Origin of the sequence: Flavobacterium plurextorum, assembly GCF_002217395.1 — a bacterium.
Taxonomy (GTDB): domain Bacteria; phylum Bacteroidota; class Bacteroidia; order Flavobacteriales; family Flavobacteriaceae; genus Flavobacterium; species Flavobacterium plurextorum.
The window spans coordinates 77,504-96,495 of sequence record NZ_MUHD01000032.1; the positions used below are offsets into that span (position 1 = coordinate 77,504).

The window sequence follows — 18,992 nt, forward strand, 5'->3', positions numbered from 1 at the left end:
AGAGATTCTTATCTCGTCATGTCTTGGTATCGGCATATTTTATTAGATTTAATATCAGTTATTTTGAAAGCCTTAAACTCTACATCTCCTTCAACTGCTCCAAATAATCTCTCTGATTTGAAAGTCTAGGAATCTTATGCTGTCCGCCAAGTTTATCACGTTCTTTTAGCCAATCATAAAATAGATTCTCACGAGCTACATTAATCACCAAAGGATTTAGTGTCATATTGTTGTAGCGTTTCGCTTCGTAATCAGAATTTAAAGTTTGCAGCGTTTCATCAAGTACTTTTTGGAAAAGACCAACATCGGCAGGTTTTTTCTTGAATTCGATCATCCATTCGTGTGCGCCTTTTTCTTTGTCTTGCATAAAAATAGGAGCAACCGTATAATCGATAACTTCAGTATGCGTAATTTGACAGGCTTTTGCAATGGCTTGATCTGTGTTTTCGACCATTAATTCTTCGCCAAAAACATTAATATGATGTTTTGTTCTTCCAGTAACTCTTATTCTATAAGGATTTAACGAAGTAAAACGAACGGTGTCACCAATTAAATAACGCCATAAACCAGAATTGGTTGTAATAACAATAGCGTAGTTTTTATTCAATTCAACATCAGCTAAACGAACCACTTTTTGATTCGGAGTTCCAAAAGTCTCCATTGGAATAAACTCGTAGAAAATTCCGTAATCCAGCATCAATAATAAATCACTAGAATTGTTTAAATCCTGAATTGCAAAAAAGCCTTCAGAAGCATTGTAAATCTCGTAATATTTAAAATCTTTACTCGGCAAAATTTTCTTGTATTGTTCTCTGTAAGGAGAGAAACTCACGCCTCCGTGAAAATAAACCTCAAGATTCGGCCATAGTTCTAATAAACTTTGCTTACCTGTATTCTCTAAAACTTTGTTCATTAAAACCAGCATCCACGAAGGAACTCCTGCAAAACTGGTTACATTTTCGTTTTTAGTTTCATTTATAATCGCAGCAATTTTAGTTTCCCATTCGCTCATTAGCGAAGTTTTACTGCTTGGTGTACTGCTGAATTCTGCCCAAATAGGCATGTTTTCGATTAAAATTGCCGATAAATCTCCAAAAAAAGTATTGTTGTTTTCATAAATCTGAGAACTTCCGCCTAAGCGAAGACTCTTACCAAGAAACAATTCAGAATCCTCATTATTATTTAAATACAAACAAAGTAAATCTTTACTTCCTTTATAATGACAGTCTTCTAAAGCTTCATTACTAACGGGAATAAATTTACTTTTTGCGTTCGTAGTACCGCTCGATTTGGCGAACCATTTAATTGGCGATTCCCAAAAAACACCCTGTTCGCCTTGACGCGTACGTTCAATCAAAGGCTGTAGTTCTTCGTAACTTGAAATAGGAACTCTTTCTGCAAAAGTTTGATAAGAATTTATAGAAGCAAAGTCATACTGTCTTCCTACGACTGTATTTTCTGATGCTGTCAATAAACTGTGCAAGAGTTCTTCTTGAACTTCATTTGGATATTTTAGAAAAAGTTCTATTTGATGTATCCTTTGTTTCAGGACCCAAGAAGCGAAAGAATTTATAATGGATAAGGGCATGGAGAGAATTTAGAATTTAGATTGCTGATTTTGGATTTTAAATTTTAGATTGAACAATTAGAGTAAAAATCAAGAAACTTAAAATTTGAATATCGATGTACAAATATTAACTTTGCCGTTGTATCAAAAATAGTGTTTTTTTGTAAAAAAAAAGCATTCTATTTTCATTAAAGATGAATTTTATAGATTAAAATTCGGAATGTCTATAAGTAATCTAAAAATCTAAAATCAGCAATCTAAAATATAATGACATATCAAGGTGTACTTACAAAAATGCAGACTGAACTAGGGAACCCAATTCAATATTATTTGGTTTTCGAGGACAGTTTTATCAATGTTAATCAGTTATTGAATAAAGAAATTGAGATTAATTTTGCAGGTTACGAATGCTTGAATTGCCATAAAAAGAAAAAAATCTACAGACAAGGTTTTTGCTACGAGTGTTTTTACTCAAGTCCAGCTGTGGGTGACTGGATCATGAGACCAGAATTGAGTACGGCACATTTAGGAGTTGCTGATCGAGATTTAGAATACGAACAAAAAGTGCAATTACAACCGCATATTGTTTATCTGGCATTGTCAAGCGAAATAAAAGTAGGAGTAACGCGTAAAACGCAAGTTCCTACACGATGGATCGATCAAGGAGCAACGCAGGCAATTACAATTGTTGAAGTTCCAAATCGTTATTTGGCTGGAATTACTGAGGTTGCATTAAAAGACCATTATGCAGATAAAACAAATTGGAGAAAGATGCTGCAGAGTAACGCAGAATCTTGTGATTTGATTCTTGAAAAAGCAAAAGTAGAAAATCTAATTCCTGCTGAGGTTAGAGATTATTTTTACACTGAGAAAAACGATGTCTACGAGTTAAACTATCCTGTTTTGAATTACCCATCAAAAGTAGCGAGTTTGAATCTGGATAAAACACCTTCATTTCAAGGAAAACTAGTTGGAATAAAAGGTCAGTATTTAATTTTTGAAAACGGAACTGTCTTTAATATTCGCGGTTCTGAAGGCTATGTAGTAAATATAAACGTCTAGAAAATTTACCTATCTGTCGATTTTTGTTGCGTAACTATCTAGTATTTTGCTGTTTATGAAATTAATATTGTATTTTTATGTCTCTTTCCAAAGACATAAAGATGCAAATATTGATACATTTGGTTACAATTTTGTAATAAATGCTTATTGAAAGAATTTATTTTTAGAAAAATAAAGAACCTAGATTTGGAAACAAGTCATAACAGGTTTTATTCTAAAATTAAGAGCGATTTAATAATTCATAAATTATTCGATACAGATGAGTGTTCTAACAAAAGTAAATCAATACAGGCGCAGTATAATGCGCGGTCTGACTAAGAATATTGGAAAACCGAAGGAAGATCCCGGTTTTGTTTTAGTAGACAAAATGGAGATAAAAAGGGTTTTAGTCTGCAGACCAAATGCCAGATTAGGAAACCTTCTACTGATTACTCCTCTCGTTCAGGAAGTCAGCGCAATGTTTCCAAATTGTAAAGTAGATTTGTTTGTTAAGGGAACTTTAGCTCCAGTAATTTTTGAGAATTATGACTGTATCGATAAAGTTATTGATTTACCAAAAAAGCCATTCAAAAGTTTATTAAAATATCTAAATGTTTGGATTTCGATAAAAAGACGAAAATATGATATTGCGATCAACGTCGATCAAAATTCTTCTTCAGGACGTTTAGCAGTCCAGTTCTCAAATGCTAAGTACAAATTCTTTGGAGATTTATTAGAAGAATCTCAACTTGTAAAAAGTGACTACAATCATATTGCAAAATATCCAGTTTATAATTTCCGACATTATTTAACGAAACTAGGATTTGCAAAAAGCAACAAAATAATAGCTCCTATAGATCTTAAATTATCTTCTTCTGAAATTGCTGAAGGAAAAGAAATTCTAAATGATTTGGTTTCAAATGCCAAAAGAACAATTTGCATCTTTACTTATGCAACTGGTGCAAAATGTTTATCAGTAGAGTGGTGGGAATCTTTTTATTCACAGCTTACCGCAGAATATAAAGACTATAATATTGTTGAAATTCTGCCAGTAGAAAACGTTTCACAGATTGATTTTAAAGCGCCGACATTTTATAGTAAAGATATTCGCGAAATAGGTTCGGTTATTGCAAATGCGGATTTGTTTATTGGTGCTGACAGCGGAATTATGCATTTAGCAAGTGCAGTTCAAACACCAACAATTGGTTTATTCTCTGTTTCAAACATTCAAAAATATGAGCCTTATGATAATTGCAGTGTGGGGATAGACGTTAATTTGTATTCTAAAAAGGATTATATTAAAACCATTAATTCAATTCTAAACAATGGTAAATTAAATATCTTTTCGAAAGCTATTTAAATGTAAAAGAAAAAAGAAAGGCATCCGTTTAACAGGATGCCTTTTTTTATTTAATTCTTCTTCTTAAATAATCCATTCAATAAATCACTTGCTTTTTTAGTGACCTCTTGAGTTTTTTGTTCTTTTTCAGTTTTTGCAGCCTGCGTTGTATCTTTCGCTTTGGTGTTTTTGTTGATTAAATCAGTTAAAGCAGCAGTACCTTTTTGCGTCAGCTTCTCTTTTTGCTGATTTGCTACTTGTGTGGCTAAACTAGAAACTGCAGTTTTCATATCGGTAGTAATTTTTGGATTAGAAAAATTACCAGTGATCATTGCATTTATTGGTATGTTTTGCAGTTTTGCAGCATCTGCAGGAGACATTTTAGCGATAAAGGCATTTGCTTCATTTCCTAAATATTTAGCAGGAACATCAAGTTTTAAATTGTAGTTCATAGTTTGATCAAAACCGTGAGTTCCGCCAACCGTAATTTTTATGTCTTGATATTTAATGTCAAATGGTTTTACATTTACTTTTCCATTATCAAAAGTCAAAGCCGCTTTAATATCATTTAAATTGACTTTATTCATGTCAATAAATTTAATGTTTGAACCTAAAGCATTCAACAAAGTAGAGTTTTTAGAGTTTATTGTAGTCGAAAGCAGCTGCCCTAATAAATCTCCTGAAATTGATTTTAGATCTGGAGTAAGTTCATTTGCATCAAGATTACCGTTTAGTTTTACCGTCGAATTTAGTTTTCCATTTATGATTCCTGCAATTGGAGCAATTTTTTTCATCATGTCCAATTGCGTAAAAGTCTGCGCAATATCAACTTGGTTAAAACCTAAATTCATATCAAATGTTGGAACTTTAGTTTTAGTCGAAACAGCTCCAGTTAAACCAATTGTTCCGCCAAAAATTGATGTTTTAAAGTTTTCCAGTAAAGCTTTTTCATCTTTGATGATTAATTTTCCAGAAACATCTTTAAGCTTCAAATTGTCGTATAAAACAGTTGTTGCTTTTGCATTTAATGTACAGTTTAAAAAAGCTGGAATTTTCATTGCTTCAGCTGGTTTTGCTGCGGTTTTCGTTTCTGTTTTTGCAGGTTCGCCGGCAGTCATAAAATCATCAACAGCCAATTGATTTGAACTCATATTAAAGTTTCCTCTTAATTCCTGTTTTTTGAACATAAAACCGTAGAAATTTTCTAGAACACCATTTATAGCAAGATCACTTTTTCCAGTAGTTGCATTAAATTGTTTCAAATTAATCGTACTTGGATTGAATTCAACCAATGCTGTGCTGATGTTCATCGATTTATTGTTTTCATCAGTATATTTAAATCCTGATAAACTCATTGTTCCAGCATTTTTAATGTTTTGATACTGACTCTTCTCAACAGAAGCCATATCAAATTGTGTAGTAACATCGGCTTTTAAAATACCAGCCAAAGGTTTATCCATTTTAATAGGATATGCTTTTGATAGATTAGCCAAGTTGATTGTTCCTTTTAAAGCCGCATTAACAAAAGGATTTACAGTAATGTTTCTGATATTTGCTTTAGCATTAAAAACATCCTGATCGATTCTAAACGAAAGTTTGTCTAGATTAACATAAGTATCATTTAAAATCCCAGTTTCATTTATAATTTTAGTGTCGATTACAATATTTTGAACTGATTTTGGCAAGTTCGGATATTGAAATGAAGCATTATTTGATGCAATCGCAATATTGAATTTTGGTACAGTAGTATCTGTCAACTGCCCTTTTGCAAAACCGGCAACCGTAAAGTCTCCAGTTGTTTTTACGCCATCAAGACCTGATGAATATGCTGATGGGATTAAGCCTAAGAAATTGGTGAATGATGAGGTTGGCGTTTTAAATTTTAAATCATAAATCTGTCCCGCTTCAACCATTTGTATAAAACCGTCAAACTCTAATGGCAATTGATTAATTAAAGCTTTGTTCTCCTTAAAAGTGTATTTGCTTTGGTCTAAATCAATTCCTAAAACTGCATCTAAAGTCAATTTTACATTTTTCATGTAATTGATTTTGTCCATATCTAAAGATACTTTTGCAGTTGATTTTGTTGTTAAATCCAATTTTGAATTGGTAAAATCACCAGTTCCTTCATGGTTCAAACTATCAACAACCATTTTTATTTTTGATCCTTGATCAATGTATCTGAACGTGAAATTTTCGATTTTATAATTTTGAATTTTTAACGAAAGTGGTTTGCTTGAATTATCATTAGCAGTTTCTTTCTTGTCTTTCAAAGCAATATCGAAGTTTCCTACGCCGTCTTTATTAAAGATGATATTTACTAAACCATTTTCAGAAGTAATTCCCTGAATACTCAACGGTTCATCTTTTCCTTTAAAAAGTTCTTTAATACTCATTTTTAAATTCAACTCGCCTAACGAAACAAGTGTATCACCTTCAAAAGGAGCTTTGTTAATGATTACTAGTTTTTCGATTGCTACCGCTGCATTTGGAAAGTTTTTAAACAAACTCAAATCAGCATCAGCAAAACTTACTTTAGCATCTACACTTTCATTTATGGCATCAGCAATTTTTGCTTTGATTTGATCTTTAAAGAAATAAGGAATGGCGAATAATGCGGCAACAAAAACCACAATTACAATGGCGCTTATTTTTAAAATTTTCTTTAACATATTTATAGATTTGAGATTTAATTTGAAATTAGGACTCATGCAAAAATAGTTTTTTTGAATGAGACAGACGATAAAGTTTTCTTAAAAACTGTAAGAAATAGCTGTAAAACGGAAATAAAAAAAATCCGTCTGATAATTTTCAAACGGATTTAAATTTATGATATTGTATTTATTTTTTAATAAAGGAGACTATTTTTTCAATCAATACTTCCGAAATTGGCAGGGTTTCATTATTATAACTGTCCATATTTGCCTGCTTATCGCCGTCAATAATTTTCATAATATGATTCATTTTATCAATGATGGCCAATTGCGAGTTTTTATTGGCTTGAGCCAAACTTTCGGCATCTTTAACGCTTACTTGCAAATCGTTGTTTCCTTGTAAAACTAAAACAGGAACGGTTAATTTTTTAATCTCAGTTTGAGGATCATATTTAAACCATGAAATTAAGTAAGGCTGAATACTTGGTCTAAAAAGCGAATTTAGAAGCGGATCAACTTTATTTACTTTATTGCCGCTTTTTAAACTGTCAATAATAGGAAAGGTCATATCCTCCAATTGCTTGTTTGATTTAGAGGCTATTTGCGACTTTATAAGTTTATCTGCAGATTCTCCTGCACCTGCAATAGAAACAAACTTATTAGCCTTTGCGCCTGCAATCATTCCAATTAATGAACCTTCGCTGTGACCAATAACAGTAAGTTGTGTAAAACGTTTGTCAAGTTTCAAAAAGTTAATCCAGCTTTTTACATCTTCAGTATAGTTTTCAAAAACTAAGCTCGATTCTGTTATCGCAGAAGCTTTACTTTCTCCAATTCCTCTTTTATCAAATCGTAATGATGCAATTCCGTTTTTTGCTAAAGCTTCTGCCAGCATTTTTAATGAATTATTTTTCATCATTGGATTGTTTCCATTTCTGTCAGTCGGACCTGAACCTGCAATTATCAAAGCAACCTGACATTTTTTGACTTCATCAGGAACAGTTAGAGTTCCGTACAGCTGATCAATATTGATTTTTAAAGCTACATTAGTTTCTTTAAAAGTATGCTGCTTTGCATTTTGTGCATTTGCAATTGTCAGGAATAAAACGGAAAAAAAGAGAAATATATTTTTCATTTTTTTAGATAGCATTATTTAATGTTTATTCCAAATGGCATCATTGCCTGCACGCCTTTTTGTCTTTGAAATCTTTTAACTTGCTCGATAAGCAGATAATTTTCTTCTCCAATTTCTTCTTTTATAAACGCCTCTTTCGATTTTGCAAAAGGAAGATTAGCCATTAAATCGCTAAAAGTTTTTTCGTACTCAGGATAGTTTTGTGTGCTGTAATCTTTGATCTTAGCAATTTTAGCAGCTTCAGCAATAGCGTCATTAAGACCGCCTATTTTATCTACTAATCCAATTTTTACAGCTTCAGATCCAGACCAAACTCTTCCTTGAGCAATAGAATCAACTTGAGCGAAAGTCATTTTTCGACCTTCAGCAACGTGCGTAACAAAATTTTTGTAAATCTGTTCAACTCCTTCAAGTGTAAAAGCTTTAAATTTTTCATCAAGCGGCACAAACGGACTGTAATTTGCTGAATTTTCGTGTGTTTTAACCTGTTCTGTATAAATTCCTAATTTAGTAGCCAGCGGCGTGAAATTTGGCAATACTCCAAAAACACCTATAGAACCCGTAATAGTATTGCTTTCGGCAAAAATCTTATTTGCATTACAAGCAATATAATAACCTCCAGAAGCCGCATAATTTCCCATTGAAACCACAACTGGTTTTACCTTTTTAGTGATTTCAATTTCTCTCCAAATTAAATCTGAAGTTAAAGCGCTTCCGCCTGGACTGTCAATTCTAAGAACAATTGCTTTTACATCTTCATTTTTTCGAGCTTCTTGCAGCGAACGACGCATTGAGCCTTCGCCAATCACAGTTACATCACCTTCACCGCCAACAATCTCGCCTTGAGCGTATATAATAGCAATTTGATTATCAGCAGTATTTGTTAAAGCAGTAGTGATATTGTTTTGAGTGTAATCTAAAATAGAAATTTTATTATAATCATCATCTCCAGTCACTTTCAAAGCTTTTTTGATGGCATTATGATAAACATCTTCATAAGCAACAATGTCAACTAAGCGTTCTGCTTTTGCCATTGTAGGAGTTCTAGCCAATAGACCATTTGCTATTTCATTTAATTTGGCAACAGGAATATTTCTGCTTTTCGAAATGTCGCTGCAAACTGTTGTCCAAATAGAATTTAAAAGCGCAGTAACTTGTTCTCTATTTGCATCACTCATTTTATTTTCTAAAAATGGCTCAACAGCACTTTTATATTTTCCGTGACGGATAACTTCCATATGAATCCCTGATTTTTCTTGAAAGTCTTTAAAGAACATAATTTCAGACGAAAGTCCTTTAAAATCTAAATCTCCAGCTGGATTCAAATAAACAGTATTGGCAACAGAATTTAAATAGTATTCTTTTTGAGAATAAGTATTGGCATAAGCCCAAACAAATTTTCCTGATTTTTTGAAGCTTTCAAGTGCATTTCGTAAATCTTTGTATTGAGCCAATCCTAAAGATGATTCATCATTTAAAATCGAGATTCCCTTAATATTACTGTCTGTTTTTGCCGCTTCAATTGCATTAATAACATCCGTTAAACCAACTCCTTTTTTTTCTGAAAAAACAGTTACCCATGGATCTTTATACTTACCCGCATAATCGTTACTGATTTGTTTTAGATTTAATTCTATAACCGAATCATTTTTTACTGAAACCTTGTCTTCTCCTCCAAAAATGGCTCCAATTAGAATAACTCCAAAAAAGAAGATCATGATAAATACAAAAATACCAATAACAGTGGCGATTACATTTCCTAAAAATTTCATATGTATATTTTTTTAATAAGTATCAAAAAGATTGATTTGTTACAAATATAATCTAAAATCGATTTAACTTTTGTATGCGCAATATCGAAATATCTGTAGTTTTTACATTTTTGATCGTCTAATTAAAGATAGTATATTTTGTAAGATAAGTATGGTTTGAAGTTGGAATATTTTATATTTGATAAAAATAAGTACTGTAAATATGAAAGATAAGATTGTCTTGTTGAGCTTTTTTCTTCTCTTTGGTTTTTATGCCGAAGCACAAAAAATACAAACTAAAAAAGTGGTGGTTGATAAATTGACAAAACTGCCATTGGAAAAAGTAAATGTTTATAATTTAAAAGATAACTCGATAACAAATGAAGAGGGTTATTTTTCTTTTATTACAGATTATAATGAATTGAATTTTAGTTTGATTGGTTATGAAAGCCTTAAACTTAGTTTTGAGGAAGTAAATAAACGAGATACAATTTTTTTACAAAGCAAAACAATTGAGCTTGAAGAAGTAGTAGTGGGCGGTGAAATGGCTATAATGAAAAAGGCCTATGTTAAAATGAAGGAAAACTATATACTAGAACCTTATAATGAAAATTTCTTTTTGCGATGTGTTTTGAAAAGAAATGATGAATTAGTGAGACTGCAGGATATTTATGGAAAAGTATCAAGAAAAAGTATTTTTAAAACCAAAACACAACCAGATAATAAATGTGAAGTTGAGATTTTGAATATGAGGAAAGTTGGAATTAAGGATAAAGAAGATTTTATTTATTTTGAATTTCAAAGCTTTGAAAAATTATTTGACATCAATGCAATTATAGTTATAAAATTGGAAGACTTCGAACTTACACAGGAAAAAAATGCAGCGAATAATTTTTTTAAAATTAGTTTTAGTAAAAAAATAGATAATTCTGTTGGGCAAAAAACAAGCGGTTATTTTATAATTAATAAGGAGGATTATGCAATTGTCGAAACACACTTTGATCTTTATGATGATGGAGAAAAAGTACCGTTTCAAAAAAAGGGTAGTGTCGAATATCGAACAACTGTTTTTAAAACAACATCAAATTATAGAAAGAACAGCAGTACCAATAAATATTATTTAAATAATGCAAAATCAGATGTTAGAGTTGAACTGCTTGGTAACGAAAAGGTTCCAAAAGCTTTTTATGATTATTCGACCAATTTTTTTGTAACGAATAGTTTTATTGCCGAAAAAGCAAAATCAAATTTGTCTATGGATAAAGATATTTTTAAAGTAAAATATCCATATTCAGAACAATTTTGGAAAAGTCAAAACCAATTGCCTCTAACGAGCGATTTAAATACATTTTTAAAACGAGTTTCAGAAAACAAAGACAATAAGAAAGAGTTTGAAGTAGTTGGAAACTTCTAATTCTTGAAACAAATAATGTGGTTAATTCTAAAATAGTTTTAGTTAATTTGCATTTATTATGAAGTCACAGCATCAAGTCGTTTTATCTATAGGCAGTAATCAAGGAAACAGGTTAGAAAACATCCAAAGTTGTATTGATTTGATACACCAGGAAGTGGGAACGGTAATCAAGGTTTCAAAGTTGTATGAAACACCTGCCTGGGGTTTTGAGAGCGATGCTTTTTATAATTGCGCTTTACTTTTGCATACGGCTTCATCTGCACAAAAAATATTAAATCAGGTTTTAAAAGTCGAAAAACAATTAGGAAGGATTCGATCTAATAAAGAAGGATACCAATCTAGAATTATCGATGTTGATTTGATTATTTATGATGATGAAATTATCGAATCGGAAAAACTTCAGGTTCCGCATCCATTAATGCAGAACAGAAACTTTGTTCTATTGCCAATATCAGATTTAAAATTGGATTGGAAGCATCCAGTTTTTCAAAAATCAATTTCGGAGTTAATTGCTGTTTCGCCAGATGACAGCGTTTGTACAGTAGTTCAGGATCTAAAAAATCCCTTGCAGGAAATTGCACTTGAAAACTATAATTATATTGCTTTCGAAGGTAATATTGGGGCTGGTAAAACTACTTTAGTACATAAAATTGCCGATGATTTTAATGCAAAAACAGTTTTAGAGCGTTTTGCGGATAATCCGTTTTTACCAAAGTTTTATAAAGACCAAAATAGATATGCATTTCCCCTTGAAATGTCTTTTCTAGCCGATCGTTATCAGCAATTGTCAGATGATTTGGCGCAGTTTGATTTGTTTAAAGATTTTATCGTAGCCGATTATCATATTTTTAAATCGCTGATTTTTGCTAAAATTACATTGGCGGAAGATGAATATCGCTTGTACCGAAACTTGTTTGATATTATCTACAAAGAAATGCCTAAGCCGGATTTGTATGTTTATTTATATCAAAATACAGAGCGACTCCTTCAAAATATAAAGAAACGAGGCAGAAGCTACGAACAAAATATAGAAGCAGAATATTTAGATAAAATCAATAATGGTTATTTAGAATACATTAAATCTCAGTTTGATTTAAATGTTTTGATTATTGATGTTTCTAATCGTGATTTTGTAAAAAAGCAAGAAGATTATCTTTTTGTTTTAGACGAAATTAGAAAGAAATTGAATTAAGATAATTAGATAATTATCTTTTCAGTGAAAAATGACCTCTTAAAATAGGTTGTGTATTATCTATTTTTAAAGCATACCAATAATCAGAAGCAGGCAAGAGAGTTTTGTCGAATGTTCCGTCCCAACTCATTTTAGATGCATTTAGCTGGGCAATCAACTTCCCGTATCGATCAAAAATAGTAACCTGCGCCTCAGGATAATTTTCCATTCCGGTAACCTCCCAAGTGTCATTATAAGAATCATTGTTCGGAGTGAAAAATGCTGGAAAAATAAGAACAACAAAATTTTGCATATCCAATCCACAGCCATTTTTATCTCGAGCATACGCAGTTTGCAATCCACCCGGAACATCATAAAATGTATTTGAATCCTGAAAGTTTATTCCATCAACAGAATATTCAAAATAAGCAGTTTCTTTTTTAAGATAAATCACAACTTTTGTTCCGCTGACGCCAATTCGATCCATTTGCGGAACCTCATATTCTTCAACCGTAATTGTCTTTTGACTTGTACAATTTTCAGGAGCAGGACTTGTTACAGCAACAGTGTATTTGCCTCCTTTATTAACGGTAATTCTTGGAGTAGTTTCATTATTATTTGACCATAAATAACTCATCCCAGAAATACCAGCATCTAATGTTATAGTTTGAAATTGGCATAAAGACAAAGTTTCATCTGTAACAACTGGAGCAGTATAGATGGTAACAGAAACCGGAATACGATTGGTATTGACACAGCCGTTATTTGAAGCTTCCGCGTAATAAGTTGTATTTGTTGATATAGCAGGTGTTTGAAAACTATTGCCTGTAAAAATACTGGTACCGCCAGTTGAGTTAGTGTACCAATTGATAAGTCCAATATTTGAACTCGCTTGTAAAGTTACGCTTCCAGAACCGCATCTTGAAACATTCGAAGAAACGGAAGTTGGAGTATCTGGAGTTTTATTAACCGTTGCAATTACTGATTTTCTGTTTATTTCACAACCTGCATCAGCATAATAAGTTGTAGTTGTTGTTATTGGTGATGGAGTTGTGTAAGTATTTCCAGTTCCTAATAAAGTTCCGCCTGTAAGTGAGTCATACCAGCTAATAGTGGCGCCGGCAGTTGCAGTCGCGTTTAAAGTAAAGTTTCCTGAGTCACAAACGGGATTTGGAGTAAGTAAAGATGTTATTTCAGGAATTGTAATTTTTGTACTTGCAGCAATTTGTAAAGGCGCTTCGCCTGGCATTCCGCCATATTCAACAATGTAGCCTTTTGGTTGATAAGGATCGCCTGAAATTAATGATCCTGTATTTGGTAAATCGTTCCAAGAGCCTTTTATTCCTACGCCAGGTTGTGTAATATGTGCATAATCTTCATTTCCTTGGTTGTTTGGTTCACCAGTGTTCCAAAAAGCAAAATTTGGTGTTGAGCCATTTGCAGTTCCGTTCCAAAAAACAGTACCAGTTTCAGGGCCGGTAACCCATTTCCAAACGCCTTCAGTTTCTGCATCACTTCCGCCGATCCATCCAGTTCCTGAGGCTTGTTCACCAATTAATTTAGCTTCGTCAGCAGATAAAATAGTTGCGAGATAACCTTGTAATCCATAATAAGTGCTTGATTCTGCTGCAGTTTTAGCACTCGACCAAGTAATGCCAATACTTGGCGCAAATAAATAAAAATGTTGTGTCGATGGAAGATAATTGGCTTGACCAATCGTTATAGAAAAAGTTCTTGTGCCAGAGGCTGTCGCTGAGGAATTAGAATATACAACATCCTTAATTGCATTAACAAAATCGGAATACAAGATATTTGCTCCTGTTGAACTATATAGTCGTAATTTTCCGGCGGTCACATCCCAGCTTGTTGTAATAGCAGGATGAGAGGCTGCGTTTGAAAGTTCTAGTTTGTCAAGACCATTTGAATAACCAGATGAAATTTGAATGTAAACTGCTTGAGTAGATGGTTCAGCAGGATCATGAGTTATAGTAATGGTCTCTACAATTTTTATAGTGCTTTGCGGACAGTAAAATTGGTTTCCAGTTGCTGTTATAACGGGAGGTGTGATAGCAAAATCTAACGTTGCATTTCTTTTTTTATTCGTTTTAAGACTGTCATGTAAGCATATGTCTCCGTACCTATTTTCAGTTTTAAAATTCTCATTTGCATGAGTTTTTACCACATTTAAAAGAAGTAGTAAAAACGATATTTTAAAGAAATTAACATTTTTCATTTTATAAAAGTATCAATTTTATAAGAATAAAAAAATATATTTAAAAATCTAACATTTACAGCTGTTTTTCGATTTAAAAATCACAGTTTTCTGCAAACGAATGATTTCTTAATTGTTATTCGGCCAGTTTAGTTTTTGAAATAAATCCCAAACTACAATTCCTGCACTAACCGCTATATTCAAAGAATGTTTTGTTCCTAATTGAGGAATTTCGATACAGCCGTTGCAAATAGCTACAGCTTCTTGTGCAACGCCGTAAACTTCATTTCCAAAAACCAAAGCATATTTTTGATTTTTTTCCACTTTAAAATCTTGAAGAAAAATAGAGCTTTCCACTTGTTCAATGGCTAGTGTCATTACATTTTCTTTTTTAAGATTCTCGATAACTTCTAATACATTTTCATGGTGTTCCCAAGCAACTGTTTCAGTTGCGCCAAGAGCTGTTTTATGAATCTCTTTATTTGGAGGTGTTGCAGTGATACCGCATAGAATGATTTTTTCGATCAAAAAAGCATCCGAAGTTCTAAAAACAGATCCAATATTGTGCAAACTGCGAATATCATCCAAAACTAATATTAAAGGAGTCTTGTCTGATTTTTTGAAATCTTCAATTGATTTGCGCTCTAGTTCGCTGTTTTCTAGTTTTCTCATTTGTATAAATTCAGGTCATAAAAAAAGCTTCCAAAGATAAGGAAGCTTTTTCGATTATTTTATTGTTTTTCAGATTAGCTTTTTACTGGATCTGGTAAAACTGTACCTTTAATAGTAAGTACTTTTGTTGGTTGTCCTTCAGCGTTAGAAGTAACAGTTACTGTTTTTGTAAAAGCACCAACTCTGTCAGTAGCATATTTTACACCAATAATACCTTTAGCACCAGGAGCAATCGGCTCTTTTGGAGTTGTTGGTACAGTACATCCACAAGATCCTGTTGTGTTTGTAATAATTAACGGTTTTGTTCCGTTGTTAACAAAAACAAACTCACGTTTTCCATCAGCATTGTGAGCGATAGTCCCGTAATCAATAGTTTCAGTTTCAAAAGCCATTCCAGCTCCTTCAATTTTAGCTACTTTGGCAGCTTTAGCAGCAGCTTTTTTAGTGCTTTGAGCGTTAGAAGCTGTAATACCAACAACTGCTAACATAGCGAATAAAATTATTTTTTTCATCTTTTTAGATTCTTAGTTTAAATGATTGAACAAATCTATATAAAATTCTTAAAAGTGAGCTTAAAAATAGCTTAAAATATTTTAATTTTTGAAGCCTTCAATATGCCGTTAAAAAATTATAAATTCGCTGTCTTAATTTTCATTTAAAATATATCAATTTTGGCAGCTAAAGAAAAAGTAGTGAAGGAAACACCTTTAATGAAACAGTACAACGAAATCAAGAGAAAATATCCTGATGCATGTCTGCTTTTCAGAGTAGGAGATTTTTATGAAACATTTGGAGAAGATGCCATTAGAGCTTCAAAAATTCTTGGTATTACTTTAACAAAAAGAGGTGCGGGTTCAGATACAGAGACCGCGCTGGCTGGTTTTCCTCATCATTCTGTTAATACCTATTTGCCAAAATTGGTTAAAGCAGGGCTTCGTGTTGCAATATGCGATCAGCTGGAAGATCCTAAAATGACTAAAACTATCGTAAAAAGAGGGGTTACAGAACTTGTAACGCCGGGAGTTTCTTTAAACGATGAGGTTTTACATTCTAAAACAAATAACTTTTTAGCGTCAGTTTATTTTGCTAATAAAAATATCGGAATCTCTTTTTTAGATGTTTCAACAGGAGAGTTTTTAACAGCTCAAGGAAATGCTGAATATATCGATAAGTTATTACAGAATTTTAATCCGAGTGAAGTTCTGGTTCCTAAAAATAATAAAAGCGATTTCAGAGATGCTTTTGGAGATGATTTTCATAGTTTTTACTTAGAAGATTGGATTTATAAAGAAGATTATGCGCTCGAAACGCTTACCAAACATTTTCAAACCAACTCTTTAAAAGGTTTTGGGGTTGAAGAATTAAAAGAAGGAATTATTGCTTCTGGAGCGATCTTGTATTACTTATCCGAAACACAGCATAATCGTGTGCAGCACATAACAGCTATTCAGCGAATTACTGAAGATGCATATGTTTGGATGGATCGTTTTACAATTCGGAACTTAGAATTGTATCATAGTTATAATCCAAATGCTGTTACACTTTTAGATGTTATCGACAGAACACTTTCTCCAATGGGAGGAAGATTGTTGAAGCGTTGGCTGGCTTTGCCTCTTAAGGACAGCAAAAAAATAAAAGGACGTCATGATGTCGTTTCGTACTTGAAAGAAAGTCCAGAAGTCTTGCACAATATTCAATATCAAATTAAGCAGATTTCAGATTTAGAACGTTTAATTTCTAAAATAGCAGCAGGAAAAGTTTCTCCGCGTGAAATTGTTTATTTAAAGGAATCTTTAGATGCAATTATTCCAATTAAAACTTTGGCGTTGGAAAGTAAGCAGGAAGCAGTAAAAATTATTGGAGACAGTCTTCATGCCTGCGATTTGCTGCGTGAGAAAATTAAAATAACCTTAAATCAAGATGCGCCTGTTGCGATTGCAAAAGGAAATGCAATTGCCAAAGGTATAAGTGAAGAATTAGATGATTTACGTGCTATCTCAACTTCAGGAAAAGAATACTTAGAAGGAATTGAAAAAAGAGAGTCGGAACGAACAGGAATTTCGTCTTTAAAAATTTCATTCAATAATGTTTTTGGGTATTATATCGAAGTTAGAAATACGCACAAGGATAAAGTTCCAGAAGAATGGATTCGTAAGCAGACTCTTGTAAATGCGGAACGTTATATTACTGAGGAATTAAAAGAATATGAAACAAAAATTTTAGGAGCGGAAGAGAAGATTCATAAAATTGAAACAGAACTTTTTGAGCAGTTAATTGCTTGGATTGCGACTTATATTAAGCCTGTTCAAATGAATGCAAATTTGGTTGCGCAATTAGATTGTTTATGTTCGTTTACGCAGTTAGCTGTAGAGAATCAATATGTGTGTCCAGAAATTGATGAGACTTTTGAACTTGATATAAAAAACGGAAGACACCCTGTAATTGAGAAACAGCTGCCGGTTGGAACACCTTATATTGCAAATGATGTTTTTTTAGATAGAGAAACACAACAGATTATTATGATCACTGGTCCTAATATGTCTGGTAAATCGGCTATTTTAAGACAAACGGCTTTAATTGTATTGCTGGCTCAAATGGGAAGTTTTGTTCCTGCAGACAGTGTGAGAATGGGAATTGTCGATAAAATTTTTACTAGAGTTGGAGCTTCTGATAATATTTCGATGGGAGAATCTACTTTCATGGTAGAAATGAATGAAACAGCTTCGATTCTGAATAATTTATCAGATAGGAGCTTAGTGCTTTTAGATGAAATTGGAAGAGGAACCAGTACTTATGACGGAATTTCGATTGCGTGGGCGATTGCTGAATTTTTACATGAGCATCCTGGAAGAGCGAAGACTTTGTTTGCAACGCATTATCATGAATTGAATGAAATGACAGAATCGCTGCCTAGAATTCAGAATTATAATGTTGCTGTAAAAGAGTTAAAAGATACCGTTCTTTTTGTTCGTAAGCTGGTAAAAGGAGGAAGTGCGCATAGTTTTGGAATTCATGTGGCGAAAATGGCAGGAATGCCTCAAATTGTAATTTTGAAAGCGCAGAAACTTTTAAAGAAATTAGAGAAGAATCATTCAAGTGAGGCTTTAAATGGCGTAAAAGAAGTGAATGATGAAATGCAGATGAGTTTCTTTAATTTAGATGATCCTTTGTTAGAAGATATAAAAGAGGAGATTCTGGGTCTTGATATAAATGCGATTACACCTGTTGAAGCACTGATGAAGCTTAACGAGATAAAAAGAATGTTGGTTAAAAAATAATTTCATATTTAAAGTTTAGGTTATCAGAAAGTTATAAAATAAGTTGATTTTTTTTTGAAAAAACGCTTGTGTAATTGAATAAATGTCCTAAATTTGCACTCGCAATGCAAGACAAGTCAAGTGTTGCGGTTCTTAATTAGAATTTGAAATGCGAAAATAGCTCAGTTGGTAGAGCGCGACCTTGCCAAGGTCGAGGTCGCGGGTTCGAGCCCCGTTTTTCGCTCAAAACCATACAATGCTCGGATGGTGAAATTGGTAGACACGCTGGACTTAAAATCCAGTGAACAGCAATGTTCGTGCGGGTTCAAGTCCCGCTCTGAGTACTAAAGCCTCTTCTTTTGAAGAGGCTTTTTTTATGGTGTAAACTTGTCTTTAAATAAGTTGCTGAGTGAATTTATTTTAGAGAATCTAGAATCAACAATCTAAAATCAATAATCAAAATATGGGTGCTTTTGTAATTAGCAGGCGATTTAACGATGAGTATAAATTTGTATTTACTTCAAGGAAGGGAAAGGTGATTTTTACAAGCTTGAGTTATGAATTGAAGTTTGAGTGCGAGGAGGATATTGAAAAATTTAAAAGTAATGTCGATCTTTCTAGGTTTTTGAAATTTAAAGGCTCTGGGGGGAAGTATTTTTTTAAATTGATGTTGGGGGAGGTTCATTTTGCAACAAGCCGAAAATACACAACTGAATTACTTTTGCAAAAGGGAATTAAGGAGATTGTGACTTATGCTTCGAAATCAGAAATTTTAGATT

The 18,992-nt window shown here is 32.8% G+C and carries 13 protein-coding genes and 2 tRNA genes; 8 read left to right on the forward strand and 7 right to left on the reverse strand.

Annotation, left to right across the window (positions count from 1 at the left end):
- Positions 1-79 precede the first annotated feature (79 nt).
- Complete coding sequence (locus B0A81_RS17060) at positions 80-1,588, reverse strand: GH3 auxin-responsive promoter family protein (protein WP_089059141.1); 1,509 nt, start codon at positions 1,586-1,588, stop codon at positions 80-82.
- Positions 1,589-1,834: 246 nt separating this feature from the next.
- Here B0A81_RS17060 and B0A81_RS17065 point away from each other — a divergent pair, with 246 nt between their 5' ends.
- Both B0A81_RS17065 and B0A81_RS17070 read left to right on the forward strand, forming a co-directional pair.
- The gene (locus tag B0A81_RS17065) at positions 1,835-2,629 is read left to right on the forward strand and encodes a DUF2797 domain-containing protein (protein WP_089059142.1); all 795 of its coding nucleotides are present in this window, start codon (positions 1,835-1,837) and stop codon (positions 2,627-2,629) included.
- Between the two features lie 259 nt (positions 2,630-2,888).
- Positions 2,889-3,968, forward strand: coding sequence for a glycosyltransferase family 9 protein (locus tag B0A81_RS17070; RefSeq protein WP_089059143.1), 1,080 nt, complete (start codon positions 2,889-2,891; stop codon positions 3,966-3,968).
- A 50-nt stretch (positions 3,969-4,018) separates the two neighbouring features.
- Here the strand turns inward: B0A81_RS17070 and B0A81_RS17075 are convergent, their stop codons facing one another.
- The 3 genes from B0A81_RS17075 to sppA form a co-directional block, all read right to left on the reverse strand.
- On the reverse strand, positions 4,019-6,619 hold the full coding sequence (locus B0A81_RS17075; RefSeq protein WP_089059144.1) for an AsmA-like C-terminal region-containing protein: 2,601 nt from the start codon (positions 6,617-6,619) through the stop codon (positions 4,019-4,021).
- Positions 6,620-6,788: 169 nt separating this feature from the next.
- Entirely contained in the window at positions 6,789-7,736 is a 948-nt protein-coding gene (locus B0A81_RS17080) for an alpha/beta hydrolase (RefSeq protein WP_089059153.1), read from the reverse strand.
- 14 nt (positions 7,737-7,750) lie between these two features.
- On the reverse strand, positions 7,751-9,508 hold the full coding sequence (gene sppA, locus B0A81_RS17085) for a signal peptide peptidase SppA (protein WP_089059145.1): 1,758 nt from the start codon (positions 9,506-9,508) through the stop codon (positions 7,751-7,753).
- A gap of 202 nt (positions 9,509-9,710) precedes the next feature.
- Between sppA and B0A81_RS17090 the strand changes: the two genes are divergently transcribed.
- Positions 9,711-10,901: a carboxypeptidase-like regulatory domain-containing protein gene (locus tag B0A81_RS17090; RefSeq protein ID WP_089059146.1), complete on the forward strand. Its 1,191-nt coding sequence runs from the start codon at positions 9,711-9,713 to the stop codon at positions 10,899-10,901.
- 58 nt (positions 10,902-10,959) lie between these two features.
- Positions 10,960-12,093, forward strand: coding sequence for a 2-amino-4-hydroxy-6-hydroxymethyldihydropteridine diphosphokinase (gene folK, locus B0A81_RS17095; RefSeq protein ID WP_089059147.1), 1,134 nt, complete (start codon positions 10,960-10,962; stop codon positions 12,091-12,093).
- A gap of 13 nt (positions 12,094-12,106) precedes the next feature.
- Here folK and B0A81_RS17100 read toward each other — a convergent pair whose 3' ends face one another.
- From B0A81_RS17100 to B0A81_RS17110, 3 genes are all read right to left on the reverse strand, one after another.
- A complete protein-coding gene (locus B0A81_RS17100; protein ID WP_089059148.1) occupies positions 12,107-14,305 on the reverse strand; it encodes an Ig-like domain-containing protein in 2,199 nt (732 codons plus the stop codon).
- Positions 14,306-14,413: 108 nt separating this feature from the next.
- Complete coding sequence (locus B0A81_RS17105) at positions 14,414-14,956, reverse strand: RNA methyltransferase (protein WP_089059149.1); 543 nt, start codon at positions 14,954-14,956, stop codon at positions 14,414-14,416.
- 74 nt (positions 14,957-15,030) lie between these two features.
- The gene (locus tag B0A81_RS17110) at positions 15,031-15,468 is read right to left on the reverse strand and encodes a DUF1573 domain-containing protein (protein ID WP_089054493.1); all 438 of its coding nucleotides are present in this window, start codon (positions 15,466-15,468) and stop codon (positions 15,031-15,033) included.
- Between the two features lie 159 nt (positions 15,469-15,627).
- On the opposite strand from B0A81_RS17110, the gene mutS reads away from it, so the two are divergent.
- The 4 genes from mutS to B0A81_RS17130 all read left to right on the forward strand — a co-directional run.
- The gene (gene mutS, locus B0A81_RS17115; RefSeq protein WP_165768084.1) at positions 15,628-18,234 is read left to right on the forward strand and encodes a DNA mismatch repair protein MutS; all 2,607 of its coding nucleotides are present in this window, start codon (positions 15,628-15,630) and stop codon (positions 18,232-18,234) included.
- A 150-nt stretch (positions 18,235-18,384) separates the two neighbouring features.
- Positions 18,385-18,457, forward strand: a tRNA-Gly gene (locus B0A81_RS17120).
- A 14-nt stretch (positions 18,458-18,471) separates the two neighbouring features.
- A tRNA-Leu gene (locus B0A81_RS17125) sits at positions 18,472-18,557 on the forward strand.
- Positions 18,558-18,676: 119 nt separating this feature from the next.
- Positions 18,677-18,992: DUF1508 domain-containing protein (locus B0A81_RS17130; RefSeq protein ID WP_089059150.1), on the forward strand; the 316-nt coding region annotated here is incomplete at its 3' end.